This window comes from Klebsiella terrigena (assembly GCF_006539725.1).
GTDB classification, from domain to species: domain Bacteria; phylum Pseudomonadota; class Gammaproteobacteria; order Enterobacterales; family Enterobacteriaceae; genus Klebsiella; species Klebsiella terrigena.
The window spans coordinates 18687-43005 of sequence record NZ_BJNO01000029.1; the positions used below are offsets into that span (position 1 = coordinate 18687).

Sequence of the window (24319 nt, forward strand, 5' to 3'; positions counted from 1 at the left end):
CAGCAGAAGCAAAACGGTACTTTACAGAAGCCATCCGCTTAATTTTGTGACACCAATCACCATGAATGAAAATCATTGCAACAATATTCCATTAAATAGTGAGTTACGTCACATTAACAAGTTATATTCACCGTGCCTGAACAAAAGATAGCCTGTTTCGGGCACTGTGATTTGTTAACGTCCGGTCTTAAGAGTCTATAGTTATCGATGCGCTAATAAATTAAGGGTACGGAGAATACCATGACCACAACCAAGCAACCCGGCTTTGCACCTGCAGCCACCCCGCACGCTTCTACCGCCGTTTATACGCCGGAAGAGAGCATTACCGCTGGAGAAACCTCGATCCCTTCTCAGGGCGAGAACATGCCGGCGTACCATGCCCGGCCGAAAAATAGCGATGGCCCGCTTCCGGTGGTGATCGTGGTGCAGGAAATTTTCGGCGTCCATGAGCACATCCGCGACGTCTGCCGTCGTCTGGCGCTGGAAGGCTATCTGGCGATCGCCCCAGAGCTGTACTTTCGCCAGGGCGATCCGAACGAGTACACCGATATCCCGACGCTATTCCAGGAGCTGGTCAGCAAAGTCCCGGACTCGCAGGTGCTGGCAGACCTTGATCATGTCGCCAGCTGGGCGGGACGTCACGGGGGCGATGCTCATCGCCTGCTGATCACCGGTTTCTGCTGGGGTGGACGCATTACCTGGCTCTATGCCGCGCATAACCCGCAGCTGAAGGCCGCCGTCGCCTGGTACGGCAAGCTGGTCGGGCAGAAAACGCTGAACTCCGCGAAGCATCCGGTGGACGTCGCCGTCGATCTTAACGCCCCGGTGCTGGGACTTTACGGCGCGAAGGATGACAGCATCCCGCAGGATACGGTAGAAACCATGCGCCAGGCGCTGCGCGCCGCCAACGCGACGGCAGAGATCGTGGTCTACCCGCAGGCCGGCCACGCGTTTAATGCCGACTATCGTGCCAGCTACCATGAAGAGTCGGCGCAGGACGGCTGGCAGCGCATGCTGGCGTGGTTTGCTCAGTATGGCGGGAAGCGCACCTAAACCGCTCTTGATTGCCGATTATGACAGTTAATCATTTCGGCAATCATCCCGTCCTCCAGCCGTGTTGTCAGGCCGCGAAGAATAAATTCATAATGCTCTGCCTGTTGCGGAGCGCACATAACGCCTTTCAGGTTATGTCCCGCAGCATTTTTTATACTTTCGCCGACTTCCGCACGGGCAGGGATCGTTTCGACACGCTGCCGCTAACGTCTGTTGCTCCTCTTCGGCCAGCCACTGCATGATCGCCGATGACGGGTAGCCGCTTTCCAGAAGCTGCTGCCAGACATTCATATAAGGCGTGATGTGTTTGAAAAAATGCTTATAGCCCGCACACAAATAGTTGTGACCAGGATGACCGCCCGGCGACACCGCAAAACGATGTTTTGGGCAGCCGCCATGACATACTGGCCGGAATTCGCAGCGACGACAATCCGCCGTTAACGTCGTTTCTTTCGCCTCGCCAAAAGCGATCGCCCGTTCGCTATGATTAAGCTCATGGATACTGTTCTGATGAATATTCCCCAGCTTATGTTCCGGGTAAACATAGTGATCGCAGTTGTAGAGATCGCCGTTTGATTCCAACGCAAAAGCGTGTCCGCAGGTTGCCGAATGAACGCATAGCACGGGCGGTTGCCCGGTCCAGGCCGCCAGCGCGACGTCAAACATCTGTACCGAGACTCGCTCAACATCACGTCGTATCCATACATCGAAAATCTGGCGAAGAAAATCACCAAACTGCCACGAAGGTACACTCCAGGGCGCGAGCTTTGCAGCACTTTCACCGGGCAATACCAGCTGTAACGACGACGATGAGTCGCTGCTAAGACGCTCTACCAGAGGTATAAATTGCATGTAGCGCGAACCCGCAGCCAGCAGGAACTCATAGACCTCGCGGGCATGCTCAACGTTATGTTTACCGACAACGGTTAGCGTATTGAACTCAACATGATGTGCCTTCAGTAACGACATCGCCGCCATCACCCTTTCATGAGTGCCCTTTCCCGCGCGATTAACACGATACTGATTATGTAATTGCGCGGGACCATCTATCGACAGCCCCACCAAAAAACGATGTTCGGCAAAAAAGCAGGCCCACGACTCGTCAAGCAGCATTCCGTTCGTCTGCAGCGCGTGCGTTATTTTTTTCCCGCCGGCATATTCGTTACATATTTCGATGACGCGATAAAAAAACGGCAGCCCCATCATCGTCGGTTCTCCCCCCTGCCAGGCAAACGTAACCGAATCACCCGACTGGGCTTCAATATGCTGACGAATATAATTTTTCAGCGTCTCATCGGACATACGCCAGTTCGCATTACGCTCCGGGTAAAGTGCTTCTTTCTCAAGATAAAAACAGTAGGCACAATCGATATTACATACCGAACCCGTGGGCTTCGCCATCACGTGACAGCCGCTTATCGCCATGTCAGAAAAATCCTTGTTATTGCAGTCTGAGAAATATCGGGAATACCAGCGACAGCGCTATAAGGCTGAGAATAAAACTCAGCAGCCGTTTAATCTGAACCGAAGAACGTGTTGTTAACTCCTCATCCCGCACCGTTTTTTTCTGCCGATAATACGAGATAACCACCAGTGCCAGGGCCAACCCTGATGCGAGGCTCCCAAGACCTGCGACTACCGCATCTCCACGGGAGAAACCGCCACGACTCACGGCCAGCGCAAGGATCAAAACGCAAAATGTCGTTCTTTGCCAGGAAAGAGCCGTTCGCTCAGGCTGAAGCCCCGGGTCGCGGAGACGTCGTCTCGTCGTCATAGCAGAAGTAATATTGCCTGGGTAAGTAATATGGTCACCGCCAGCCCGCTACTGAGCCAGACCAGCACTCCGGGATAGGCTAAATCAGTACCTTCACGCATCGCGCGCTCGTTACCCGACCAGCGGCGATAGGCGTACCAGGAAAGCAGGGCTGCCGTGAGACTCAACACGCCCACCAGCAGCTCACGCACATTAGAGGAAGCGAGATTTTCCGCGAACTGGTCGACAGCAATAGCCATTGCCATAAACGCCAGCGCGGTACGAATCCAGGCCAGAAACGTGCGTTCATTCGCCAATGAAAAACGGTAGTCAGGCGCTTTGCCCTCGCTTATCCATTTCATCGGCTATTCTCGACGATATACTGGTAGCAGCTGGCGATATGCTTAGCGATACCAAACTCCACCAGTTCCCCTCGCTCGTTATAGCCTCGGCGGTTTTTTACCAGCAGAGGCTCTGACGCGCTGATTTGCAGAATTTCACTATCGCTTTCCGTGGGAAGCTCCGCGGTAATAATGTCCTGGAAGCTTTCAATATTTTCGTTATTTTCCTCCAGCATGCTGTACAAGCCGCCGTCAAATGCCTCCAACGTCAATTGACCCAGACGCGGGGTTAGCCAGATATAGTTCACCTGTGCAGGCAACTCATTTTGCCGGAAGATTGTCCTGGTCAGCCGATAGATCATGGTTCCAGCATTCAGATCGAACTCGCGTGCGATCGGCTCCGGCGGCAACAGCCGCTCCAGCTTCAGGTTATTACGTGAAATAGGATGCTGCTGTTGCCCATCCACTAATCGAATTCGAGTTTTCACCCCCTGTTTCTCAGAGGTGCTGATAACCATCGTACCAATGCCCGCCTGGCGTTTTACCAACCCTTTCGCCACCAGCTCGGCCAGCGCCCGCCGAGCCGTAATGCGGCTCACACCAAACAACTCTTCAAACTCCGCTTCAGTCGGCAGCACATCATTTTTTTTGTAGGTGCCGGTTTTCAACCTCTTCAGCAGAATGTCGTATAGTTGGGCGTATAAAGGTTTCGCACCACGAGAATAATCCAGCTCTTCTTTCATAAACTTCTCACTCCGTTACCCCGGCCTCAGCCGGGGATACCACTCAATCAAGTCGCATTTCTAACGCCATCTTATAGTACACACTCTGATGCTGCTCCTCCGGAACCTCGTTCTGTACGAAGGTCCACAGATTTTCGCGAGTCCATTCAGCTTCGCAGGTAGCCCGTAGTTTTGCCGCCAGCGCCTGCTGACCGCTCCCCTCCAGATGCTGGAACAACGCAAACAGGCCATAGCGCACCTGCGGTTCAAAGTCGGCCAGTTCTGGCAACAGATGCGGGTCCAGCCCCAACAGCGGGCTCTGTTTATCATCCAGGCCATAGCGCACGTACAGTTCACCGGGCGTATCGTTTTCCTGCATGATCCTAATCATATTTTCTCGCAGCCTCTGTGCCGCTTGTTCATCACGGCACTGGGTTTGCTGCGTCGGGTCGGTCTCTAAATCATATAAACGGTGGCCAAAGCGATCGACGCTGCGAGTCATCACCGACTCGACGGGGATTTTCATTACCGGACAGCCTTTGGTAAAACGAAACGGTGGATGCAGGGTCGTTTCACGTAGTTCCTGCGGCGTAAAGCGGCGATTGATACGGGTCGGCATCAGGGTATATTCGAACAGGCCATCAATGCCCCTCTCAACGGGCGAGCGCATATAAACATAGCGCCCATCGGTAATATTGATATGGCAACCATGATAGCCAAACAGGGCATAGTCGCGTACCGGCGTATCATCGCGCAGCACGGGAAGCAGCGACATGCCCTGCATATCCGCCGGTTTATCGACACCGAAACAGTCGAGAAGCGTTGCGGGAATATCGATAGTTTGCGCCAGCGCCTGGCGGGACTCCCCCGCGCCGCCGTACTGCGGATGCCAGATAAAGCAGGGTATATCCGCGACTTCGTTATACAGCGGCATAATATTTTTCCCCCACCATTCGTGCTCGCCGAGCAGAAAACCGTGGTCGGTGTTGACGATAAGCATGGTGTCGCGCCACAGATCGTAACGATCCATATAATCCAGAACTTTGCCAACATACGTATCCACCATAGTCAGCAGCGCCATATAATACTTTTGGATGACACTCTTACGTTCGGCAGTTTCGGTGACAAAATAGTAGGGCGGCCAGCCGTCGAACTGCGCAGGATCATCAATGCCGTACATCTTCAGGTACTTTTCCGGCACGAAAAACGGCTCATGCGGATCGAAACACTCCAGCTGCAAGAACCAATTGTCGCTGGCATGGTTGGTATCAATAAACTCAAGCCCCTTGCCGATCGTCCTCGCCAGATGGTGGTCTTCTTCGTTCTGCATAAACTGCACGTTAATTTGGTGCTGCACCCGGCTGGCGATTCGTCGCTGCTTAATCTCATTCGGTTCACCCGATTCGTAGCGGTATTCTGGTTTCTTCACGACCCCCTTCCAGGCGTCGCCCTCCTGCCCGCGCACGAACTCAAAAGAACTGTAGCGCGAATGATAGGTCGCCCCGCCATCTCGCCAGTAGTGCTTATGGTCCGTCACCAGGTGAGTGTGAATACCCTTTTTCTTCAGTATTTCCGGGACAGAATCATCGAATGGCTCGAGCGGCGACCAGCCACGATGGAGAAAATTGTAGCGCCCGGTATGCAACTCTCTACGGGCAGGCATACACGGCATGCTGCCAACGTAAAAGTTATCAAAACGCACCGTGCGCTCCCGCAGTCGCTGAAAATTCGGCGTGATCGCCCGATCGCTGCCGTAAGCTGACAACAGACGTTTGTTCAGCGAATCAAACATCAACATAATCGCTTTCATGCTTTACTCCTTGTTTTTCGTTCACGCCGTTTCTTTATCGTAACCACGTATTTTTCCGACGATATATGTCAGCACGAAGGCTGCGGCACAGCCGGTTAACCACGACATGATGTACTGTAAATATTTACCGTCTGCGATGAGAGGCAGTGCGGACAGTCCGGCCGCCCCGATGCCATTAGTCGAAACGCCCAGCAGCACCACCATCATCCCGCCGAAGCCCGCCCCAATAGAACCGGTAATAAAAGCGAATCCGGCCGGAATATTGACGCCGAAAATAGTCGGTTCACCGACAGCCAGGATGGAGGTCGGGATCGCCCCTTTGGCTATTTTCTTCATCATCGGGTCACGCGTCAGCAGCAGTACCGCCGTCGCCGCACCAACCATTCCGGCGTTGGACATAATCTGGATGGCGAACAGCGGCGCGTGGCCGGTGGCGTTAATCATTTCAATATGAATAGGAAACAGGCCATGGTGCAGGCCAAGAGAGATTAAAAACGGGAAGAGTGCAGAGAGAACAAAGCCTGCAGCGATACCGCCGCCAGCAAGCAGGCCGTTCAGGCTATGAAGAATGCCGTCGGAAACGACTCCGGCAACGGGCATGATTACGAACAGCAACGCCGCCGCCATCACCACCAGAACAATGGTCGGAGTCACCACGACATCAACAATATCCGGGACAAAGCGGCGGACCTGTTTTTCCAGCAGACACATCAGCCAGGCGCAAAGAATGACGCCAACCAGCCCACCTTGCCCCGGGATCAGCCCCAGCGCGGTAATTTGCGGCACGATGGTGATCGCCCCCAGCAGGCCGCCCATCACCGCGTTGCCATCAAACTCCTTCGCCGCCGTCACGCCGGTATAGATGGAGAGGAAACCAAACAGCGCCTTAGAGACGATATCAAGGAACTGGCTGACGCCCAGCATGTGCCGCTGATCGAGCACCACCTGAGTTGGCGACAGATCGCCCAACGCCGCCACATGATGTGCCAGCGCCCAGGAGGCGGCAGAGTTCGACAGCATGTTGTTAATGCCCATCAGGATACCGGCAGCAATCAATGACGGCAGGATGGGCACGAATATATTGGCGATATGTTTGAGAATGATTTTAGTCCGGGTCTGCTTTTTCGCCTTTTCCCGCGCCTGCTTAGCTTTTAGCTCGACGGCGCTGAGCGGGGTATCATCCGCCGGTTGCCCCTTGAGCCGGTCGTTAATCACATTGGCAACCTTCGACGATTTACCCGGCCCGACGATAACCTGCAAGGTGTCGTCCTCCACCACGCCGAGCACGCCTGCAATACTTTTAAGCGCGGTGATATCCACGAGTGATTGGTCACCGATAGTTATCCGCACGCGGGTCATACAGTTAGTGACATGCAGCAAATTGGATAAGCCGCCACAGTGCTTCACAATCGCGTTTCCCACCTGGTTGTAGTCCATACAGAGGTTCCTTTATTATTTTGGCGGCAATTGTTATAACAATATAATGTTATCATGTTTGTGAAGGGTGTCATAAAGGCGAATTAACGATCGCTATTGGGGGAAGAAACGAAAAAGGAGGCCGAAGCCTCCTGAAGTAGATGTGGGATATTGGGCTGGCATTACCCGGGTCGCGCTGCGCTTGGCTGGGCTACCGTCGCCCGAATCTCTGCCGGATGGCGCCTGACCTACCGCCTAAAAACTGCAATATCAATGGATTATGCGATTCCCGTGGGCCGATGCAAGCGCCGCACCGCCGAGCAACTTCTTGCGAGCGCTACATTACGCCTGACGCAGGTTCTGCGCGGCTTTGACCATGTTCGCCAGCGCCGCACGGGTTTCCGGCCAGCCGCGAGTCTTCAGTCCGCAGTCCGGGTTAACCCACAGACGCTCCGCCGGGATGCGCTGAGCGGCCTTCTCCAGCAGGGCTTCAATCCACGCCACGCTCGGGACGTTAGGCGAGTGGATGTCATACACGCCCGGGCCGATTTCGTTCGGATATTCGAACTCCTCGAACGACTCCAGCAGCTCCATGTCGGAACGCGAGGTCTCAATGGTAATCACGTCCGCATCCAGCGCGGCGATAGAATCCATGATGTCATTGAACTCGCAGTAACACATATGGGTATGGATCTGGGTATCATCCTGCGCCACGGCGGCGTTGATACGGAAGGCTTCCACGCCCCACTGCAGGTATGCATCCCAGTCGCTCCGCTTCAGGGGCAGGCCTTCTCGCAGCGCCGGTTCATCAATCTGGATAATGCCGATACCGGCCGCTTCCAGATCCGCCACTTCGTCACGCAGCGCCAGCGCAATCTGCTTCGCGATGGTTTCGCGGCTGACGTCTTCGCGGGGGAATGACCAGCACAGGATCGTCACCGGACCGGTGAGCATGCCTTTCACCGGCTTGTCGGTAAGAGACTGCGCGTATTTCGCCCACTCAACGGTGATAGCTTCCGGGCGGCTGACGTCGCCAATCACCACCGGCGGCTTGACGCAGCGCGAACCGTAGCTCTGCACCCAGCCGTTTTGCGTAAAGATAAAGCCGTCGAGGTGCTCACCGAAATACTCCACCATGTCGTTACGCTCGGCTTCACCGTGCACCAGCACGTCGAGACCTAAACGCTCCTGCTCAACGATCGCCTGCTTAATATGCTCCGCGATGCCGGTACGGTAGTTATTAGCGTCGAGATTGCCTTTCTTGAAGTCCAGGCGCAGGCCGCGAATTTCGGTGGTCTGCGGGAAAGAGCCGATGGTCGTGGTCGGCCACGCCGGCAGGTTAAAGCGGCTGCGCTGGGCCTGGGCACGCTCTGCGTACGGGCTGTTGCGCTGGCTGTCCCGGGCGGTAATGGCCGCCAGACGTTTTTCCACCGCGGCGTTGTGTACGCGAGTTGAGTGACGGCGGGCCTGAATCGGCGCGCTCCACGCCTCAATGGCGCCGGTATCGCCGCTGTTCAGCGCATCGCGCAGCAGCGCCAGCTCGGCGCATTTTTGCAGAGCGAAGGCAAACCAGCTTTTCACCTCCGCATCCAGGCGGGTTTCCACGCTCAGGTCGATCGGGCTGTGCAGCAGGGAGCAGGAGGAGGCGACCCACAGCTGACGTTTGCCGACGATCTCTTTAATTTGCGCATATTTCTCGGTGAGATCTGCACGCCAGACGTTACGACCGTTGACCAGGCCCGCGGAGAGCAGCCAGTCTGACGGCAGGCGCGCGTGCAGCCCGGCAACATCATCTTTACCGTGAACCAGGTCAACGTGCAGACCCTGCACCGGCAGCGCGGTGATGACGTCGAGGTTGGCGCTAACCCCTTCAAAATAGGTGGTCAGCAGCAGCTTAACCTGGCCCTGCAGCGCGTCGTATGCCGGCTTGAAGGCATCCAGCCACGCCTGCGGCAGCTCCAGCACCAGCGCCGGCTCATCAATCTGCACCCACTCAACGCCGCGTTTTGCCAGCTCAGCCAGCACCTGCTGATAGACCGGCAGAATGTCATTCAGCAGCGCCAGGCGATCGAACTGCTCGCCCTTCACTTTACCCAGCCACAGATAAGTAACCGGGCCAAGCAGCACGGGCTTCACCTTATGGCCCAGCGCCAGCGCTTCGTCAACTTCGTCCAGCAGCTGGGTCCAGGTCAGTTTGAACGCCTGACCTTTCACAAACTCCGGCACCATGTAGTGATAGTTGGTGTTAAACCATTTGGTCATTTCCGCCGCTGCCGCCGGCTCACCGGTCGGCGCGCGGCCGCGGCCAATGCGGAACAGCGTATCGATATCGACGGAGCCGTCTTTGTTCTGATGACGAGCCGGCACGTTGCCCAGAAGCAGGCTGGTAGTCAGAACATGGTCGTACCAGGCGAAATCGCCCACCGGCAGCAGATCGATACCCGCCTGCTTTTGCTGATCCCAGTGGCGAGCGCGCAGCTCACGGCCCGCTGCCAGCAGCTCTTCACGGGTTGCGTTACCCGCCCAGTAGCTCTCTTGCGCTTTTTTCAGCTCGCGGCGAAGACCAACGCGAGGGAAACCGAGGGTGTGATTGATAATTGTCATTTTTTGAGCCTCATGATGTGCCAATCCTAAGGATTTTAAATTCAGAGAAGGCGGCAAGTTTGCTCATCCCCGGGAGATTACATAAGTAAGTGACCGGGGTGAGGAAGTGCGGCCAACGCACCATAAATTCGAAAGATAAAGGATTTAGACGTCCAGATGTTTACACATCCATAATTGGCGGTTACTGTATATTCCTCAAGCGCAAATTATTCATGCCGAAGTGAAGGACTTTCATGATCGAAATTAAACACCTGAAAACGCTGCTGGCGTTGCGGAATAGCGGTTCACTCGCGGGCGCTGCGGCGGCCCTGCACCAGACCCAATCCGCCCTGTCCCACCAGTTCAGCGATCTGGAACAGCGCCTTGGCTTCCGTCTGTTTGTGCGTAAAAGTCAGCCTTTGCGCTTCACCGCGCAGGGCGAAATTTTGCTGCAGCTAGCACACCAGGTGCTGCCGCAAATCACCCGCGCCCTGCAGGACTGTAACGAGCCGCAGCAAACCCGGCTGCGCATCGCCATTGAGTGTCATAGCTGCATACAGTGGCTGACGCCGGCGCTCGAGAGCTTCCGCGCCAGCTGGCCGCACGTTGAGGTTGATTTCCAGTCCGGGGTGACCTTTGACCCGCAGCCCGCGCTCCAGCAGGGCGAGCTGGATCTGGTGATGACGTCCGATATTCTGCCGCGCAGCGGGCTGCACTATTCGCCGATGTTTGATTTTGAAGTGCGCCTGGTGCTGGCGCCGGATCATCCGCTGGCCTTGAAAACGCGGATTGTGCCGGAAGACCTGGCCGCAGAGCTGCTGCTGATTTACCCGGTGCAACGCAGTCGCCTGGATATCTGGCGCCACTTTCTGCAGCCGGCAGGTATCAGCCCGCAGCTGAAGAGCGTCGATAATACGCTGCTGCTCATTCAGATGGTTGCCGCGCGGATGGGCATCGCGGCGCTGCCGCACTGGGTGGTGGAGAATTTTGAACGCCAGGGTCTGGTGGTCACCAAAACCCTGGGTGAAGGCCTGTGGAGCCGGCTATACTCCGCCGTGCGCGACGGCGAGCAGCGTCAGCCGGTTACCGAAGCATTTATTCGCTCAGCGCGGAACCACGCTTGCGATCATCTGCCGTTTGTCCGGAGTGCGGAGCGACCCAATGGCGATGGACCCACAGCGAGGCCAGGATCACCAGAGCCCCGATAATAAAGCTCGGCCAGTGGGGCTGTTCCTGCCAGATGGCAAGGTTAACCAGCAGCCCGGCTGGAACATGGACGTTATTCATGATGCCCAGCGTTCCGGCATCCACCTGCGTCGCCCCGTAGTTCCACATAAAGTACCCCAACCCTGAAGCCACCACGCCAAGCCATACCAGAATGCTCCACTGCACCGTGGTCGTCGGCAGCCTGTGCGGGTTGCCCAGCATAAGCCAGGCCGCTACCGCCACCAGTAGCGCTCCCATATAGAACCACGCAAAAGCGTTGTGCTGGGGCATCGGCCGCAGCTCCATCAGGCGTTTGTAGCCCACCATGCCGATGGCAAAGCAGATATTCGACAGCTGAACCAGCAGCAGCCCGGTCCAGAAATGATCGCTCACTTTATCGTAGCGAATAATGGCCGCCCCCAGCACCGCCAGCCCGGCGCTGAGCAGATAGCCCCAGCGCAGCCTGCGCCCGCTGATCAGGTCATAAATCAGGGTGATATAGAGCGGCGTAAACACCGTAAACAGCAGAAATTCGGAGACCGTCAGGTAGAGGTAAGCGCGGAACGCCAGCAGATACATGATGCCAAGCTGCATGGCCCCTACCAGCATATACAGCACGATAGTCCGCGGCGACTGCCCGCGGGTGCGCAAAAACGGCAGGAATACCAGCGCCGCCAGCCCAACGCGCATCAGCACCGAAAAATAGCTATCAACGCTGCCCGCCAGGTACTCGCCGATCAGGCTAAAGGAGAAGGCCCACAGGATGGTGGTAATAATCAGTAGCGCCACAATGAATGTCTCTCAGGAGGAAGAACGCTCATTGTAGCGAAGAGTCAGGTTGACAACTGGATAATAAATCGCCAGTCGTCAATCTTTATCAGGAGAGATAGAGCCTGCGCAGATAGTGCGGCACCGCGTCGTCAGCGTTGCTGCCAATCACCTCCAGCTCGGGGTGAAGATCTTTCAGGCGCTGGTGTGCATTCAGCATAATGCAGCCCTTGCCCGCCATCGACAGCATCTCTGCATCGTTCATGCCGTCGCCAAAGGCGATACAGTCCTTCAGGGCGTAGCCCTGCATTTTGGCAACCGCTTCGAGGGCATGACCTTTCGATACGCCGCCCGCCATCACTTCCAGACAGGTCAGCGTTGAGAAGCTGACGTTCACGCGATCGCCCCAGCGGGCGTTGATCGCCTGCTCCAGCGGCAGCAGATGCTGATGATCCTCGCAGGTGAAAAACACCTTGCTGATCCCCTGGGAATCAAGCTCGCCGGGCTCGTACAGCTTGTAGTTAAACACCGCCTCTTTGAAAAAGCGCATCTCTTCCGGGCGGTGGCGGTTCATGTACCATTCGTCTTCGCGATAGACGTTGGTGACGACCAGCGGATCGCTGCGCATCATCTCAAACAGATCGCTGGCAATATCGCGATCGAGGTTATGGGCGAATATCTGATTGCCCTCGCTATCGTGCACGCGCGCGCCGTTGGAGGTGATCATGTAGGACTTAATGCCGAGATTATCGCGAATCTGCCCGACGTCGATGTAATGACGGCCGGTAGCAAAAACAAAGTTGATGCCGCGAGCGGTCAGCAGCTGCAGCGTCTCTTTCGCGTAGGGGTTTAGGGTGTGATCGGGGGAAAGCAGCGTGCCATCTAAGTCAGACGCAACAACCTGGTACATAAAAATTTTAACCTCTAAGCAGGGCGACGAGAGTCTTCGTCGGATTAAGGGCCTATCCCATCAGGCTATTTTATTTGCCATTGCGGACCTGGGCAGTGCTCACAATCCTCACGTACGACCTGTACGCTCCGGTTGTTCCGCGCTGACCGTGCCCCACTGGCGGCAACAATTGACACCTGCGGGGATAGGCTCTAATTGTGTCGAGTGAAAAAATCGACGATGGCATTTAGCGCGACTGAGCGCATGGCGTCCTTTTCAAAAAGGATCTCATGGTATGCCCCTTCTATAACAAGCGGCTTATTACCTTCGCAGGGATGGCCCGCCGCAGCGCGGAGTTCGCAGTAGCGCTCGTGCATACGGTTGTCGACCACGCGTTCTTCTTCAGCCTGCAACAACAGCGTGGGGGTAATATCTTTTTCTACGCCAGCCAGCGCCTCTTCGCCCGCGAGGATCCCCTCGCGCACCCAGTGGTACGTTGGCCCGCCCACCCGCAGCTGGGGTTCGTCCGCATAAAAGCGCAGGTTGCGCCGGTAGCGCTGGCGGCTATGCGTCAGGACGTTGACCGAGAAGGGCAGCGCCCGCCAGCGGCCGGTGCCAATGGCGTACTCTTCTCGAATGCGCTGATAGCCCTCAGCCCAGTCGAGAATATGGCGCACCATCCAGTCCGGAAAGCGCATGACTATCCCGAACATCGGCGCGCACAGCGCGATGGCATCACAATGCTGCTGGTGGCGTTGCAAAAATAAGGTCGCGATTGCGCCGCCCATTGAGTGAGCCAGTATAAAGCGTTTTCGCCAGTGGCCTGGCGCAACTTCCTGCTGCCAAAGCGCAGCAAGATCGTCAACATAATCGCTAAAGTTGACGACGTGGCCACGGTGGCTGTCGGTTAATATGCGCCCCGATCGCCCCTGTCCGCGATGATCGATAATCATCACATCGAAACCGCTGTGGAACAGATCGTAGGCCAGCTCGGCGTACTTCACGTAGCTTTCGATACGCCCAGGGCAGATAACCACCACCCGGTCGTGTTGTTTGGCGCAGAAGCGAACAAAGCGGACCGGGATACTGTCGACGCCCGTAAATTCCGCTTCTTCCCGCTGTCGCCAGAAATCGGTCAGAGGCCCCATAGTGAAAGCCGCAAACGCGTTTTCTCGTGTGTCCCAATCCTTTTGCTGCCAAAACATCGGGTTTACACCCCTGTTAACCGCCAGAAATCGTTTTTTTACCGTGTATCACACAAGGCTTACACAATAGCGTATTGTGGCATAAAAACAGACAACCAGGGAGTTTCTCATGACGTTCGAGTGGTGGTTCGCCTATCTGCTGACATCGATTATTCTCAGCCTGTCCCCGGGTTCAGGGGCGATTAATACCATGACCACCTCAATCAGCCACGGCTACCGCGGGGCAACGGCCTCGATTGCCGGCCTGCAGACCGGGCTGGCGATTCACATCGTTCTGGTGGGTATTGGCCTGGGAACGCTGTTTTCCCGCTCGGTGCTGGCCTTTGAAGTATTGAAATGGGCGGGTGCGGCCTATCTTATCTGGCTGGGCATTCAGCAGTGGCGGGCCGCGGGGGCAATCAACTTGACCACCCTGGCTAAGGCGCAAACCCAGGGGAAATTATACCAGCGGGCGGTTTTCGTTAATCTGACCAACCCGAAGAGCATCGTGTTCCTCGCGGCCCTGTTCCCGCAGTTTATCGTGCCGCATCAGCCCCAGGTGATGCAGTATCTGGTTCTGGGGGTCACCACCATTGTGGTCGATATCATCGTGATGATCGGCTATGCCACCCTGGCACAGCGCATTGCGGCATGGATTAAGGGGCCGAAGCAGATGACGGCGTTGAACAAGGTCTTTGGATCGCTGTTTATGCTGGTTGGCGCGCTGCTGGCTTCGGCACGCCACGCCTGAGGTGAATAACTCCGCCAGGCGCAGCCTGGCGGGTCTTCGGACTTAGCGTGAAATAATCAGGTGAATGCCAAACCCGGTGAAAAGCGCGCCGGCCACGCCGTCAATCCACTTCGCCATCCGCTGGTAGCCGCGGCGCATCGCCGGCAGCGCAAACAGGCTGGCCACGACCGCAAACCACGCCAGCGTTTCCAGGACGATCAGCAGGAAAATACCCCAGCGCTCGCCCGCGCCGACGTCATCGCCAACAAACAGCGAGAAAACCGAGCCGAAGTAGATAATCGCTTTCGGGTTAGCCAGGTTGGTGAGCAGCCCTTTGAGGAAACTACGCCCGCTGCGGGCCAGTTCAACCTGCGGTTCTGCGGCAGGTGCCTCGCTCTTTTTCAGCGCGCCGCGCAGCATCTGATAGCCCATCCAGCAGAGATAGAGCCCGCCGCCGACCATAATAATGGTGTGCAGCCAGGCCATTTTTTCAATAATCAGGTGCAGACCGAGCAGCGCCACGCCCGCCCAGACCATGACCCCGCAGGTGATCCCGAGTACGCCCATCATCGCCTCTTTGCGCGAGCGGCTGACGGCAGTTTGCGAAACGAAGAAGAAGTCCGGGCCCGGACTCATCAGCGCGATGATGTGCACCAGCGCGACGGTAAGAAAAAGCATCAGCATAGTTAACCCACTGGAATAGAGTGATCAAGATGCGTCAGGGTGACAAATGAGGACATTCCCAGGCGCGAAAAACAGCCGGCGACGAGGGTGAGTGAGCGCAGTCAACGCAGAGCAGCTTGAAGGATGAAGAGAACATCCTGGCACCTTTTCGCCCGCCTGACTACTCCTCTTCACCATCAACATGCGCGCGGATCAGCGCCATAAACTCTTTACCGAAGCGCTCCAGCTTGCGCGTACCGACGCCGTTGACGCTGAGCATCTCGCCGGCGGTAATCGGCGATTGCTCGGCCATTTCGATAAGCGTCGCATCGTTAAAGACGACATAGGGCGGGATATTCTCTTCGTCGGCAATGGCTTTACGCAGCTTACGCAGCTTGGCAAACAGCTTGCGGTCGTAGTTGCCGCCAAATGATTTTTGCATCGCTTTCGGCTTCAGCGCCACGATGCGCGGCACCGCCAGCTGTAGCGGAACTTCGCCGCGCAGCACCGGGCGAGCGGCTTCGGTGAGCTGCAGCGCCGAGTGCTGGGCGATATTCTGCGTCACCAGCCCGAGGTGGATCAGCTGGCGAATCACGCTCACCCAGTGCTCGTGGCTCTGATCGCGACCAATACCGTAAACCGGCAGCTTATCGTGGGCCATATCGCGAATACGCTGGTTATTGGCGCCGCGCAGAACCTCCACCACGTAGCCCATCCCGAACCGCTGGTTGACGCGATAAATCGTCGACAGCGCCTTGCGCGCATCCATTAACGCGTCGTACTGCTTCGGCGGGTCAAGGCAGATATCGCAGTTGCCGCACGGCTCCTGACGCCCTTCGCCAAAGTAGTTCAGCAGCACCAGGCGGCGGCAGGTTTGCGCCTCGGCAAAGGCCCCCATGGCGTTCAGCTTATGGCGTTCAATATCCAGCAGCGGCCCGGCGGGCTTCTCCTCAAGGCAGCGGCGCAGCCACGCCATATCGGCCGGATCGTAAAACAGCATTGCCTCCGCCGGCAGGCCATCACGCCCGGCGCGGCCGGTTTCCTGATAGTAGGACTCAATGTTACGGGGAATATCAAAGTGCACCACAAAGCGGACGTTCGGCTTATTGATGCCCATTCCGAAGGCCACCGTCGCCACCACGATTTGTAGGTCATCGCGCTGGAACTTCTCCTGCACATCGGCACGGACCTGATGCTCCAGCCCGGCGTGGTAGGCCGCCGCGCTGACGCCGCGGCTTTGCAGGCGCGCGGCGGTATCTTCTACTTTCGAGCGGCTGTTGCAGTAAATAATGCCCGACTTGCCGCGCTGGTCCTGCACGTAGCGCATCAGCTGGTCCAGCGGCTTAAATTTTTCCATCAGCATATAGCGGATGTTGGGGCGATCGAAGCTGCTGACCTGAATCAGCGGGTCGTTCAGCCCCAGCAGGCGAACGATATCGCGACGGGTGGTGTCATCGGCGGTGGCGGTCAGCGCCATAAACGGGATTTGCGGCATCCGCTGACGCAGCTGCCCCAGGGCGGCGTATTCCGGACGGAAATCATGCCCCCACTGGGAAATGCAGTGCGCCTCATCCACCGCCAGCATCGACAAGTTCCAGTGGCTGAGATGCTCGAGGAAATTATCCAGCATCAGGCGTTCAGGGGCGATGTAGAGCAGGCGAATCTGTCCGCTGCGGCAGCCGGCCATGACCTCCTGCTGCTGCTCGCGGCTCTGGGTTGAGTTCAGGCAGGCCGCCGACACGCCGTTCGCCAGCAGCTGATCGACCTGATCTTTCATTAGCGAGATCAGCGGCGATACCACCACCGTCAGGCCGCCCAGCACCAGCGCCGGCACCTGATAGCACAGCGATTTGCCGCCGCCGGTTGGCATCACGACCAGGCAATCACGCCCTTGCAGCGCCGTGTCGATAATGGTTTCCTGACCCGGGCGGAACTGCTGGTAGCCGAAGGTTTCCTGTAAAACCTGCTTTGCCAGCAATGTTTGATTCAATACTTCCGCCTGTGCCACATTGACCCCGTCTGCCTGAAAAGAAAAACAGGCGCTATTTTCAGCGCCCGTGAGCCAGAGTGCAACGATTAAAACAGATCGTTGAGCGTCACGCCGACGCCGACGCGCGTCTGGTTAAAGTTATAGTCGATGAGCGACTCGCCATAGCCGCTGTAGACCTGGGTATAAAAACGCACGTGGCGGGTAATCGGATAGCTGACGCCAACCTCTGCGCCGCCGTAGCCGGTATTCCAGTTATATTGCCCCTGCGCGCTGAGGATGGCATCGCCTAGCTGATAGCCAACTTTGAGCCGGTAATAGCCCATATATTTGGTGATGTCCGGATTATCATCGGTGCTGCCGATAACGTACCAGGGCTTCACTTCCACCAGCCAGTTGCCGTTTTGCGCCATCAGGCGGGTATACAGGCGATTCCAGCTGCGGGAGGTGGGATCGGAGCGGCCGTTGGAGTCGTGGTTATAGCCTACCTCAATATCGCGCAGCGTCCAGCCGGCAAGCCGATAATCCGTCGCAAAGCCGAGGAACAGCTGCGGCTCATAGTTCGTTTCGCGAAACGGTGCAGACTCCTTGCTGTTTGAGAGCTGCCACCAGGATTTCTGCGTATAGGAAGCACCGAGCAGCGAATTATCACCGAGGATCCCCCGCCACAGCGGGAAGGCGAGGCTGAGCTGGAACTTCACCTCATCCTTGCGGGCATTTTCGGCCCAGTCATAGCTGGAGATCGCTTCCTTGTTGATATCGCTGCTCCACGTATAGAGCAAATAGTTGCTCTCATAGGGATAGAGCAGGAACGGATTATCATGATCCTGCAGCAGGTTAGCGATAATGCTACCGCGCACCGCGGGAGTATCGTGGATCTGATGATTAATCGGCGCGTCCTGCGCCAAAACGCCGGCCGGGAGCGCAACCAGCGCCAGCAGCCAGGCCAAAGAGATACGCATTACTGTTCTCCTGAAAGAGTGATTTTTATTTCTATTTTACACCGGGCTTATTTTACCTGTTTATCGACTCCCTGCTCGGTTATCCGTTCCGAAAGTGGAAATCAATATTTTAGAGGCATAAAATCAACATCTCATTAACGAATGGATACACCCGCTATGTCTGAACTCACTTCCGAAGCCGCCCTAAAGCTGGTGGGAGAAATTTTTGTCAACCATATGCCGTTTAACCGCGCCTTAGGCCTGAAGCTGGAGCGTTACGAAAAAGAGTTCGCCCAGCTGAGCTTTAAAAACCAGCCTATGATGGTCGGCAACTGGGCGCAAAGCATTCTGCACGGCGGCGTGATCGCCTCGGCGCTGGACGTTGCCGCCGGCCTGGTGTGCGTCGGCAGTACGCTGACCCGCCATGAGACCATTAACGAAGAAGAGCTGCGCCAGCGCCTGTCGCGTATGGGCACCATCGACCTGCGCGTCGACTACCTGCGGCCGGGGCGCGGAGAGCACTTCACCGCCACCAGCAGCCTGCTGCGCGCCGGGAATAAAGTGGCGGTCGCCCGCGTAGAATTACATAACGAAGATCAGGTTTATATCGCCAGCGCCACGGCGACGTATATGGTGGGTTGATCGGCGTAAATCGAGTAACATCGCTGTTTTGGCGTAACGGATTTTACCGATGGATGCAAAACAAACGCGGCTTGGCGTTATTCTGGCTCTTGCCGCCTATTTTATCTGGGGTATTGCACCCGCATATTTCAAGCTTATCTACTACGTTCCCGCAGATGAAATTCTGACTCACCGCGTGATCTGGTCCTTCTTCTTTATGCTGGCGCTTATCAGCCTTAGCCGCCAGTGGCCGCAGGTGAGAAAGCTGCTGCAGACGCCAAAAAAGGTGCTCCTGCTGGCGCTGTCGGCGGTGCTGATTGGCGGCAACTGGCTGCTCTTCATCTGGTCGGTGAATAACCACCATATGCTGGAAGCCAGCCTGGGTTACTTTATTAACCCGCTGGTCAACATTGTGCTGGGGATGCTTTTCCTCGGTGAACGTTTTCGCCGCATGCAGTGGCTGGCGGTATTGCTGGCGTTCTGCGGGGTGCTGGTGCAGCTATGGACCTTTGGCTCGCTGCCGATAATTGCCCTCGGACTGGCGTTTAGCTTTGCCTTCTACGGGCTGGTGCGCAAGAAGATTGCCGTTGATGCCCAAACCGGGATGCTGTTTGAAACCCTGTGGCTGCTGCCGGTTGCCGCCCTTTACCTGTTCGGTATTGCCGATAGCCCCACCAGCCATATGGGCCAAAACCCGTGGTCGCTGAACCTGCTGCTGATGGCTGCCGGCGTCGTGACCACTATCCCGCTGCTGTGCTTTACCGGCGCGGCCACCCGCCTGCGCCTCTCCACGCTGGGCTTTTTCCAGTACATTGGCCCAACGCTGATGTTCCTGCTGGCGGTGCTGTTTTACGGGGAAGTTCCGGGGGCAGATAAGATGGTCACCTTCGCCTTTATCTGGGTCGCGCTGGCGGTATTTATCGTCGACGCGCTGTACACCCAGCGCCGGCTGCGTCGGGCTTAACGTCGTCGCGCCCGCATCACGCGTCGGCCTCTCATCCACAGAGGCCGGCGCGTTATTTTTACTGCTCGGTGAGCTCCAGCTCGGCAATCAGGGGTAAATGATCGCTGGCGGATGACCAGGCAAAGGCCGGCGAGTTATGCGGCACCTCGATTTTTTTCACATTCCATTTTTGCCCCTTGAAGGTAAAAATATGGTCAATATCGATTGCCGGGTTAACCGCGGGCCAGGTGCGGTAATCCGTCCCCTGCTTCATTACGGGGTTAAAGAAATAACCCACCTCTTTTAACGGCTGCTCATCGTGCGTGGAGTTAAAATCACCCGCGAGGATTTTGATCGATGAGGCGATATCTTTAAAGTCGGATGGGGCATCGCCGATGCTCACGTCCAGAAGATGGCGAACCTGCTCCACGCGCATCGTCGGATCCTTCTGCCAGTCGAGATGGGTCACCATCACCAGCACCGGGCTGTCAAAGCCGGGAACGGCGATTTGCGCCAACAGCGCGATTCGCTGCTCGGCATCCCCCGACGGCAGCTTAATCACCTGGGTGTGGTCAATTTTATATTTGGACAGAATACCGACGCCATATTCTCCGCCGTCGAAATCCAGCGCCTTGCCGAAGGCATAGTAATAATGGTTGGCGTCCGCGATAGTTTTTAGCTGATCGATCTTTTGGCTTCTGGCGGTTTTATTATCGACCTCCGGAACCGCAATAATATCGGCGCCAATGTGCTTAATCGCTAAATTGAGTGAGGTAAAATCCGCCGCGTTATCGGAAGCTTCATTCTTGCCGATGTTATAGGTCGCAATCTTCAGCTGAGGATAATTCTCGGCGTAGACCTTATCCGCAACGCCGCCTTTTTGAACCGCAAGAATCTCATTACCAGCAAGTTTTTCAACAGCGTGTGCATTAAGGGAGAGGCAGGCAAGGGCCAGGAAGGGTAGTGTAAAGATACTTTTCATTCTAAAATTTCACCTTTTTTTTATTGGGAATATTGCGATGGTAACAATTATCCCTCAGCCGTTATGTGACTTATTGCCCACACTTATGATGCGTAGAGAATTAAGTCACTCGCGATAATCACAGCCTGTTTCCGTTCTCCGGCGCGGCGGCTGACATAAAGGCGAAAAAAAACGGCCACCTTATAAGGCAGCCGGTTTTGATATAATTTATTGTTTTAAAGCCAGTTTTTACGCTTAAAGTAGAGGTATGGCGCCAGGCCGGCCAGCATCATAAAGACGATCGCCCCCGGATAACCAAAGCTCCAGTGCAGCTCAGGCATAAACTCAAAGTTCATCCCATAGCTTGATGCCACCAGGGTTGGCGGCAGGAAGACCACGGAGACCACCGAGAAGATCTTGATGATGCGGTTCTGCTCGATGTTGATAAAGCCCATCGCCGCCTGCATCAGGAAGTTCACCTTCTGGAACAGCGATTCGTTATGCGGCAGGAGCGATTCGATATCTCGCAGGATCTCACGCGCTTGCTCCAGCTGGCCCGCCGGCAAGCGCGCCTTGCGCACGAGGAAGTTCAGCGCCCGCTGGGTATCCATCAGGCACAGGCGCACCTTCCAGCCGATATCTTCCTGTTCCGCCAGGGTAGAGAGCGCGTCATCGTACTCGTCGCCCTGGCGACCTTCCATAATCACCCGGCTCAGCTTTTCCAGGTCGCTGTAGATATTTTCAATTTCATCCGCCAGCTGTTCGATTTTTGTTTCGAACAGATCGAGCAGCAGCTCGTAGGCGTTACCATCAACCATTGACTGGTTGCGCACGCGCATGCGGTAGAGACGGAATGCGGGTAGCTCACGCTCGCGCAGGGTAAAAAGGCGCCCTTCGCGGATGGTAAACGCCACCGTGGAGTTACCGGCGTGATCCTCTGCATCTTCAAAGAAGAAAAATGAGTGAATGTGTAAACCGTCTTCATCTTCGAAGAAACGCGCCGACGCTTCGATATCTTCCAGCTCCGGACGGGTTGCCAGGTTCTGACCCAGTTCCGTCTGCACGCGGCTACGTTCTTCATCGTCAGGCTCGACCAGATCGACCCACACCGAGCTGGCAAGGTGCTTGATCTCGTCGGCTTCCAGGCGCGTCAGACGATTATTTTCCAGTTGAAATGCGCTCAGCATGACCGGGACTCCCAATGCAAAAAAATTATCGGACAGTTCGGTGGGCACACAGAAACAAAAGGGGTTTCAGACCATTAAGCCTGACTCAGAGCGACGGGAATGACGGGTCGCTGACAACCGCTAAGGCTATCAGCATAAGAGGATAGCCTTAGGAGTTGTTCCTGACGGACAGGAAGTTGAGCCAGCATCTACTGGGTGTGTCCAAGGCGAATGTCCTCTTAGCGTAATCGTGCGCGCATGTTACGCCAGCGCAAAAACGGCGTCAACACGCAACGAAACGCTAAAGAGCAAATCCTGCCCTTTAGCATATAAGGCTAGCAGATTATTACAAAAAAACGATACTTTTCTTACTGTTACACTGTTTCCAGCCGCGCATAGGCCGCCACCAGCCATTTGATGCCCTGCCCCTGGAAAGCCACCTGCAGACGGCTATGCTCGCCGCTGCCTTCCAGATTCACGATGGTGCCTTCACCGAATTTCGGATGGCGCACGCGCTGACCCAGTTTGTAGCCGGTATCGTTCTCCGCCATCGGCGTGCCCATGCGCTGATGGCTCACTGGACGACTCACCGTGGCGCGCAGGCGCACCTCTTCCACGCACGCCTCCGGCAGCTCGCCGATGAAACGCGACGGACGATGGTAAACCTCTTTGCCGTACAGGCGACGGGTTTCGGCGTAGGTCAGCGTGAGCTTCTGCATCGCGCGGGTTACGCCCACGTAGGCAAGACGCCGCTCTTCTTCCAGGCGTCCGCCCTCGTCGAGCGCCATCTGGCTCGGGAACATCCCCTCCTCCACGCCGACGATAAACACCTGCGGGAACTCCAGACCTTTCGCCGAGTGCAGGGTCATCAGCTGGACCGCATCCTGCCAGGTATCAGCCTGCCCTTCGCCCGCCTCCAGCGCGGCATGAGAAAGGAACGCCTGCAGCGGCATTAAATCCTCATCTTCATCGTTGTAGCTAAACTGGCGCGTTGCCGTCACCAGCTCTTCTAAGTTCTCGATACGCGTCTGGCCTTTTTCGCCCTTCTCCTGCTCGTACATGATGCGCAGGCCGGAATCTTTAATCACCCGGTCGGTCTGAACGTGCAGCGGCATATCCGCCGTCTCCTGCGCCAGCGCGTCGATCAGCTCCATAAAGCGCTGCAGGGCGCTGGCGGCGCGGCCCGCGAGGGCTTTATCTTTCAGCAGCTCGCGGCACGCCTGCCACAGCGTCAGCTGGCGGTCGCGCGACGTTTGGCGCACCACGTCCAGGGTGCGATCGCCGATGCCGCGGGTCGGCGTATTGACCACGCGCTCAAACGCGGCGTCATCGTTGCGATTGGCAATCAGGCGCAGGTAGGAGAGCGCATCTTTGATCTCCTGACGTTCGAAGAAGCGCATGCCGCCGTAAATACGGTACGGCATGCTGGCCTGCAGCAGCGCTTCTTCCATCACGCGCGACTGGGCGTTGCTGCGGTAAAGGATGGCGCACTGCTCCAGCGCCCCGCCGTTTTCCTGCCAGGTTTTAATCCGGTTAACCACGAAACGCGCTTCGTCGAGATCGTTAAAGGCGCAGTACAGGGAGATCGGTTCGCCGTCGGCGCCGTCGGTCCACAGCTTCTTGCCCAGACGTCCGCTGTTATTTTCAATCAGGGCGTTGGCGGCGCTGAGGATATTGTTGGTTGAGCGGTAGTTCTGCTCCAGGCGAATGGTCTCAGCGCCGGGGAAATCGGTCAGGAAGCGCTGGATATTCTCAACCTGCGCGCCGCGCCAGCCGTAGATCGACTGGTCATCATCGCCGACGATCATCACCTTGCCGCTATCGCCCGCCAGCAGACGGATCCAGGCATACTGAATATTGTTGGTATCCTGGAATTCGTCGACGAGGATATTGGTAAAGCGTTCGCGGTAGTGCTGAAGAATATGCGGCTTGTTGAGCCACAGCTCGTGCGCGCGCAGCAGCAGCTCGGCAAAATCCACCAGCCCTGCGCGATCGCAGGCTTCCTGGTAGGCCTGATACACCTTCTGCCAGGTCTGCTCCACCGGATTGCCGTAGCTCTGGATATGGTGCGGGCGCAGCCCCTCATCTTTTTGGCTGTTGATGTACCACATCGCCTGGCGCGGCGGCCACTGCTTCTCGTCGAGGTTCATCGCTTTGATCAGCCGCTTCAGCAGGCGCAGCTGATCTTCGCTATCGAGGATCTGGAAATCCTGCGGCAGCCCGGCATCAAGATGGTGGGCACGCAGCAGACGGTGCGCCAGGCCGTGGAAGGTGCCTACCCACATGCCGCCCTGGGTGGTGCCCATCAGCTGGCCGATACGATGGCGCATTTCCGCCGCCGCTTTGTTGGTAAAGGTCACCGCCATAATGGAGTAGGGCGAACAGTTTTCTACGCTGATAAGCCAGGCAATGCGATGCACCAGTACGCGGGTCTTACCGCTGCCCGCTCCAGCCAGAACCAGCATATTGGTGCGCGAGGCCGCGACGGCTTCACGCTGTTTATCATTAAGGCTGTCGAGCAGGTAAGAAACGTCCATTGGCACCGCCGGAAATGAGCAGCCCGGCAGCGCTTAGCCTGGCGG

General features: G+C 56.6%; 22 protein-coding genes. 5 read left to right on the forward strand and 17 right to left on the reverse strand.

Going from position 1 to position 24319, the window contains the following annotated elements:
- The first annotated feature begins 240 nt into the window (after nucleotides 1-240).
- On the forward strand, nucleotides 241-1053 hold the full coding sequence (locus RTE01_RS23490) for a dienelactone hydrolase family protein (RefSeq protein ID WP_041143514.1): 813 nt from the start codon (nucleotides 241-243) through the stop codon (nucleotides 1051-1053).
- A 132-nt stretch (nucleotides 1054-1185) separates the two neighbouring features.
- On the opposite strand, the gene RTE01_RS23495 is transcribed toward RTE01_RS23490, so the two are convergent.
- The 7 genes from RTE01_RS23495 to metE all read right to left on the reverse strand — a co-directional run bounded on the left by RTE01_RS23495 (nucleotide 1186) and on the right by metE (nucleotide 9699).
- Complete coding sequence (locus tag RTE01_RS23495) at nucleotides 1186-2478, reverse strand: anaerobic sulfatase maturase (RefSeq protein WP_141335406.1); 1293 nt, start codon at nucleotides 2476-2478, stop codon at nucleotides 1186-1188.
- Nucleotides 2479-2494: 16 nt separating this feature from the next.
- On the reverse strand, nucleotides 2495-2827 hold the full coding sequence (locus RTE01_RS26665; RefSeq protein ID WP_052474444.1) for a DUF202 domain-containing protein: 333 nt from the start codon (nucleotides 2825-2827) through the stop codon (nucleotides 2495-2497).
- Nucleotides 2824-3168, reverse strand: coding sequence for a YidH family protein (locus tag RTE01_RS23505; RefSeq protein WP_041143512.1), 345 nt, complete (start codon nucleotides 3166-3168; stop codon nucleotides 2824-2826). Before RTE01_RS23505 ends, RTE01_RS26665 begins: the two co-directional genes overlap by 4 nt.
- Nucleotides 3165-3890, reverse strand: a complete 726-nt coding sequence (locus RTE01_RS23510; RefSeq protein WP_041143511.1) for a GntR family transcriptional regulator — start codon at nucleotides 3888-3890, stop codon at nucleotides 3165-3167. Before RTE01_RS23510 ends, RTE01_RS23505 begins: the two co-directional genes overlap by 4 nt.
- A gap of 43 nt (nucleotides 3891-3933) precedes the next feature.
- Nucleotides 3934-5679, reverse strand: coding sequence for a sulfatase (locus tag RTE01_RS23515; RefSeq protein WP_141335408.1), 1746 nt, complete (start codon nucleotides 5677-5679; stop codon nucleotides 3934-3936).
- A gap of 21 nt (nucleotides 5680-5700) precedes the next feature.
- Nucleotides 5701-7116, reverse strand: a complete 1416-nt coding sequence (locus RTE01_RS23520; RefSeq protein ID WP_141335410.1) for a PTS transporter subunit EIIC — start codon at nucleotides 7114-7116, stop codon at nucleotides 5701-5703.
- Between the two features lie 321 nt (nucleotides 7117-7437).
- Nucleotides 7438-9699, reverse strand: coding sequence for a 5-methyltetrahydropteroyltriglutamate--homocysteine S-methyltransferase (metE, locus tag RTE01_RS23525; RefSeq protein ID WP_134528354.1), 2262 nt, complete (start codon nucleotides 9697-9699; stop codon nucleotides 7438-7440).
- Nucleotides 9700-9932: 233 nt separating this feature from the next.
- Between metE and metR the strand changes: the two genes are divergently transcribed.
- Nucleotides 9933-10886 (forward strand): HTH-type transcriptional regulator MetR, encoded by a 954-nt coding sequence (metR, locus tag RTE01_RS23530; protein WP_041143507.1) that lies wholly within the window; start codon nucleotides 9933-9935, stop codon nucleotides 10884-10886.
- Here metR and RTE01_RS23535 read toward each other — a convergent pair.
- The 3 genes from RTE01_RS23535 to pldB all read right to left on the reverse strand — a co-directional run bounded on the left by RTE01_RS23535 (nucleotide 10774) and on the right by pldB (nucleotide 13746).
- The gene (locus RTE01_RS23535) at nucleotides 10774-11673 is read right to left on the reverse strand and encodes a carboxylate/amino acid/amine transporter (protein WP_141335412.1); all 900 of its coding nucleotides are present in this window, start codon (nucleotides 11671-11673) and stop codon (nucleotides 10774-10776) included. The genes metR and RTE01_RS23535 overlap by 113 nt on opposite strands.
- 88 nt (nucleotides 11674-11761) lie before the next feature.
- Nucleotides 11762-12562, reverse strand: a complete 801-nt coding sequence (gene yigL, locus RTE01_RS23540) for a sugar/pyridoxal phosphate phosphatase YigL (RefSeq protein ID WP_041143505.1) — start codon at nucleotides 12560-12562, stop codon at nucleotides 11762-11764.
- Nucleotides 12563-12753: 191 nt separating this feature from the next.
- Nucleotides 12754-13746 (reverse strand): lysophospholipase L2, encoded by a 993-nt coding sequence (gene pldB / locus RTE01_RS23545; protein WP_041143504.1) that lies wholly within the window; start codon nucleotides 13744-13746, stop codon nucleotides 12754-12756.
- A 109-nt stretch (nucleotides 13747-13855) separates the two neighbouring features.
- On the opposite strand from pldB, the gene rhtB reads away from it, so the two are divergent.
- Nucleotides 13856-14476, forward strand: coding sequence for a homoserine/homoserine lactone efflux protein (gene rhtB, locus RTE01_RS23550; protein WP_041143503.1), 621 nt, complete (start codon nucleotides 13856-13858; stop codon nucleotides 14474-14476).
- A gap of 42 nt (nucleotides 14477-14518) precedes the next feature.
- Here rhtB and rhtC read toward each other — a convergent pair whose 3' ends face one another.
- The 3 genes from rhtC to pldA form a co-directional block, all read right to left on the reverse strand.
- Nucleotides 14519-15139, reverse strand: coding sequence for a threonine export protein RhtC (gene rhtC, locus RTE01_RS23555; RefSeq protein WP_041143502.1), 621 nt, complete (start codon nucleotides 15137-15139; stop codon nucleotides 14519-14521).
- Between the two features lie 160 nt (nucleotides 15140-15299).
- Nucleotides 15300-17126 carry an ATP-dependent DNA helicase RecQ gene (recQ, locus tag RTE01_RS23560; RefSeq protein WP_134528351.1) on the reverse strand — a complete coding sequence of 609 codons (1827 nt, stop codon included), beginning with the start codon at nucleotides 17124-17126 and terminating at the stop codon, nucleotides 15300-15302.
- Nucleotides 17127-17194: 68 nt separating this feature from the next.
- Nucleotides 17195-18067, reverse strand: a complete 873-nt coding sequence (gene pldA / locus RTE01_RS23565; protein ID WP_041143500.1) for a phospholipase A — start codon at nucleotides 18065-18067, stop codon at nucleotides 17195-17197.
- 156 nt (nucleotides 18068-18223) lie between these two features.
- Between pldA and yigI the strand changes: the two genes are divergently transcribed.
- Nucleotides 18224-18688 (forward strand): acyl-CoA thioesterase YigI, encoded by a 465-nt coding sequence (gene yigI / locus RTE01_RS23570; RefSeq protein WP_041143499.1) that lies wholly within the window; start codon nucleotides 18224-18226, stop codon nucleotides 18686-18688.
- A 49-nt stretch (nucleotides 18689-18737) separates the two neighbouring features.
- Nucleotides 18738-19631 (forward strand): EamA family transporter RarD, encoded by an 894-nt coding sequence (gene rarD, locus RTE01_RS23575; protein ID WP_041143498.1) that lies wholly within the window; start codon nucleotides 18738-18740, stop codon nucleotides 19629-19631.
- A gap of 58 nt (nucleotides 19632-19689) precedes the next feature.
- Here rarD and RTE01_RS23580 read toward each other — a convergent pair whose 3' ends face one another.
- The 4 genes from RTE01_RS23580 to uvrD all read right to left on the reverse strand — a co-directional run bounded on the left by RTE01_RS23580 (nucleotide 19690) and on the right by uvrD (nucleotide 24274).
- On the reverse strand, nucleotides 19690-20592 hold the full coding sequence (locus tag RTE01_RS23580) for an endonuclease/exonuclease/phosphatase family protein (RefSeq protein WP_134528348.1): 903 nt from the start codon (nucleotides 20590-20592) through the stop codon (nucleotides 19690-19692).
- Between the two features lie 215 nt (nucleotides 20593-20807).
- Nucleotides 20808-21758, reverse strand: coding sequence for a magnesium/cobalt transporter CorA (gene corA / locus RTE01_RS23585; RefSeq protein ID WP_041143496.1), 951 nt, complete (start codon nucleotides 21756-21758; stop codon nucleotides 20808-20810).
- 148 nt (nucleotides 21759-21906) lie between these two features.
- Nucleotides 21907-21963 carry a YsgD/CorL family protein gene (ysgD, locus tag RTE01_RS26670; protein WP_350028775.1) on the reverse strand — a complete coding sequence of 19 codons (57 nt, stop codon included), beginning with the start codon at nucleotides 21961-21963 and terminating at the stop codon, nucleotides 21907-21909.
- 148 nt (nucleotides 21964-22111) lie between these two features.
- A complete protein-coding gene (gene uvrD / locus RTE01_RS23590; protein ID WP_076947994.1) occupies nucleotides 22112-24274 on the reverse strand; it encodes a DNA helicase II in 2163 nt (720 codons plus the stop codon).
- Between the last annotated feature and the right edge of the window lie 45 nt (nucleotides 24275-24319).

What these genes read in the sequence shown, in the direction of transcription:
- RTE01_RS23495 (WP_141335406.1), bottom strand. Translation starts at nt 2,478, where the DNA reads ATGGCGATAAGCGGCTGTCACGTGATGGCGAAGCCCACGGGTTCGGTA.
- pldB (WP_041143504.1), bottom strand. Translation starts at nt 13,746, where the DNA reads ATGTTTTGGCAGCAAAAGGATTGGGACACACGAGAAAACGCGTTTGCG.
- RTE01_RS26665 (WP_052474444.1), bottom strand. Translation starts at nt 2,827, where the DNA reads ATGACGACGAGACGACGTCTCCGCGACCCGGGGCTTCAGCCTGAGCGA.
- rarD (WP_041143498.1), top strand. Translation starts at nt 18,738, where the DNA reads ATGGATGCAAAACAAACGCGGCTTGGCGTTATTCTGGCTCTTGCCGCC.
- RTE01_RS23510 (WP_041143511.1), bottom strand. Translation starts at nt 3,890, where the DNA reads ATGAAAGAAGAGCTGGATTATTCTCGTGGTGCGAAACCTTTATACGCC.
- RTE01_RS23520 (WP_141335410.1), bottom strand. Translation starts at nt 7,116, where the DNA reads ATGGACTACAACCAGGTGGGAAACGCGATTGTGAAGCACTGTGGCGGC.
- RTE01_RS23505 (WP_041143512.1), bottom strand. Translation starts at nt 3,168, where the DNA reads ATGAAATGGATAAGCGAGGGCAAAGCGCCTGACTACCGTTTTTCATTG.
- yigI (WP_041143499.1), top strand. Translation starts at nt 18,224, where the DNA reads ATGTCTGAACTCACTTCCGAAGCCGCCCTAAAGCTGGTGGGAGAAATT.
- RTE01_RS23490 (WP_041143514.1), top strand. Translation starts at nt 241, where the DNA reads ATGACCACAACCAAGCAACCCGGCTTTGCACCTGCAGCCACCCCGCAC.
- metR (WP_041143507.1), top strand. Translation starts at nt 9,933, where the DNA reads ATGATCGAAATTAAACACCTGAAAACGCTGCTGGCGTTGCGGAATAGC.
- uvrD (WP_076947994.1), bottom strand. Translation starts at nt 24,274, where the DNA reads ATGGACGTTTCTTACCTGCTCGACAGCCTTAATGATAAACAGCGTGAA.
- rhtB (WP_041143503.1), top strand. Translation starts at nt 13,856, where the DNA reads ATGACGTTCGAGTGGTGGTTCGCCTATCTGCTGACATCGATTATTCTC.
- rhtC (WP_041143502.1), bottom strand. Translation starts at nt 15,139, where the DNA reads ATGCTGATGCTTTTTCTTACCGTCGCGCTGGTGCACATCATCGCGCTG.
- RTE01_RS23580 (WP_134528348.1), bottom strand. Translation starts at nt 20,592, where the DNA reads ATGAAAAGTATCTTTACACTACCCTTCCTGGCCCTTGCCTGCCTCTCC.
- corA (WP_041143496.1), bottom strand. Translation starts at nt 21,758, where the DNA reads ATGCTGAGCGCATTTCAACTGGAAAATAATCGTCTGACGCGCCTGGAA.
- yigL (WP_041143505.1), bottom strand. Translation starts at nt 12,562, where the DNA reads ATGTACCAGGTTGTTGCGTCTGACTTAGATGGCACGCTGCTTTCCCCC.
- RTE01_RS23515 (WP_141335408.1), bottom strand. Translation starts at nt 5,679, where the DNA reads ATGAAAGCGATTATGTTGATGTTTGATTCGCTGAACAAACGTCTGTTG.
- metE (WP_134528354.1), bottom strand. Translation starts at nt 9,699, where the DNA reads ATGACAATTATCAATCACACCCTCGGTTTCCCTCGCGTTGGTCTTCGC.
- pldA (WP_041143500.1), bottom strand. Translation starts at nt 18,067, where the DNA reads ATGCGTATCTCTTTGGCCTGGCTGCTGGCGCTGGTTGCGCTCCCGGCC.